Origin of the sequence: uncultured Cardiobacterium sp., assembly GCF_938028185.1 — a bacterium.
GTDB lineage: Bacteria > Pseudomonadota > Gammaproteobacteria > Cardiobacteriales > Cardiobacteriaceae > Cardiobacterium.
The window spans coordinates 1-1851 of the sequence record NZ_CALJAH010000012.1 but is presented as its reverse complement, the minus strand read 5'-3'; the positions used below and the strand labels follow the sequence as shown (position 1 = coordinate 1851).

General features: G+C 62.6%; 1 protein-coding gene. It reads right to left on the bottom strand.

Annotation, left to right across the window (positions count from 1 at the left end):
- Nucleotides 1-15: 15 nt before the first annotated feature.
- A complete protein-coding gene (ilvD, locus tag Q0349_RS00585) occupies nucleotides 16-1698 on the bottom strand; it encodes a dihydroxy-acid dehydratase (protein WP_298078803.1) in 1683 nt (560 codons plus the stop codon).
- Nucleotides 1699-1851: the final 153 nt, after the last annotated feature.

Sequence of the window (1851 nt, the reverse complement as noted above, 5' to 3'; positions counted from 1 at the left end):
CATCATGGTGGCACGTCAAAACTCGTCGGTCACGCAGCCTTTCGAGGCGGAGCTGACGGTGCGCGCGTATTTGTAATGCACGCCCTGGCGCGCGCTTTCCTTCAGCGGCGGCTGTACCCAGCGGGCGCGGCGGGCGGCGAGTTCTTCATCGGAGAGATGGACGTCAATGGTGTTTTTCACCGCGTCGATGGTGATGAGGTCGCCGTCTTCGACGAGGGCGATGTTGCCGCCTTCCTGCGCTTCCGGCGCGACGTGGCCGACGACGAAGCCGTGCGAGCCGCCGGAGAAGCGGCCATCGGTTATCAGCGCCACGCTTTTGCCCAGCCCCGCGCCCATGATGGCAGACGTCGGTTTGAGCATTTCCGGCATACCGGGGCCGCCTTTCGGCCCTTCGTAGCGGATGACGACCACCGTGCCTGCGGTGACTTCGCCGCGCGCGATGCCTTCGTTGGCGAGAAATTCGCCTTCATAGACTTTGGCGCGACCGGTGAAGGAGAGGCCTTCTTTGCCGGTGATTTTGGCAACGGCGCCTTCGCTGGCGAGGTTGCCGTAGAGGATGCGGATGTGGCCGGTCGCCTTGATGGGGCGTTCCAGCGGCTGGATGATGTCCTGTCCGGCGGGCAGGCCGGGGACGTCTTTGAGGTTTTCGGCGACGGTTTTGCCGGTGACGGTCATGCAGTCGCCGTGCAGGATGCCGCGCTCCAGCAGGTATTTCATCACCGCCGGGACGCCGCCGATTTTGTGTACGTCTTCCATGACGTAGCGGCCACTCGGTTTCATGTCGGCCAGCATCGGCGTGCTTTCGCTCAAGGCGGCGAGTTCGTCGATGGTGAAGGGAATACCGGCGGCGCGGGTGATGGCGAGGAAGTGCAGCACGGCGTTGGTGGAGCCGCCGAGGATGATGGCGAGGCGGAAGGCGTTTTCGACTGCCTTGCGGGTGACGATGTCGCGCGGGCGGATGTCGTTGTCCATCAGGTAGCGCAGCGCCTTGCCCACTTGCAGGCATTCGCGCCGTTTTTCCGCCCCGGCGGCGGGGTTGGAGGAATTGTAGGGCAGCGCCATGCCGAGCGCCTCAATCGCGGACGCCATGGTGTTGGCGGTGTACATCCCGCCGCAGGCGCCTTCGCCGGGGCAGGCGCAATGGATGACGTCGCGGTATTCCGCCTCGTCTATCGTCCCCGCGACCTTCTGTCCCCACGCCTCAAAGGCAGAGACGACGTCAAGCTTTTTGCCATTGTGATACCCGGCGGCGATGGTGCCGCCATAGACGAGGATGGAGGGGCGGTTCAGTCGCAACTGCGCCATCAGCGCGCCGGGCATATTCTTGTCGCAGCCGACGACGGTGACGAGCGCGTCGTAACACATCGCCTGCATGAAGGTTTCGATGGAATCGGCGATGACGTCGCGCGAGACCAGCGAGTAACGCATTCCCTGCGTCCCCATCGAGATGCCGTCGCTGACGCCGATGGTGTTGAAAATGAGGCCGACGCTGTCGGTTTCCTGCACGCCGCTTTTGATTTCGCGGGCGAGGTCGTTTAAGTGCATATTGCAGGGGTTGCCTTCGTAGCCGGTGCTGGCGATGCCGACGATGGGCTTGCGCAGGTCGTCGTCAGAGAGGCCGATGGCGTGCAGCATCGCCTGGGCGGCGGGCTGGGTGTCGTCCTGGGTGATGTGTTTGCTGTATTTGTTGACGCTCATAGGTTGCCGGTAGTGGTTGAGGGAACGGGCATTATCACGGCAGAAAATGCGGGATGCAAAACGGCGCGATGGCGGCGCGTGTGCGCGTTAAATTAAAGGGGTGGTGTCCTAAAATGTATGCTGCCTCAAACAAATCCGTAGTTGATATAGAAA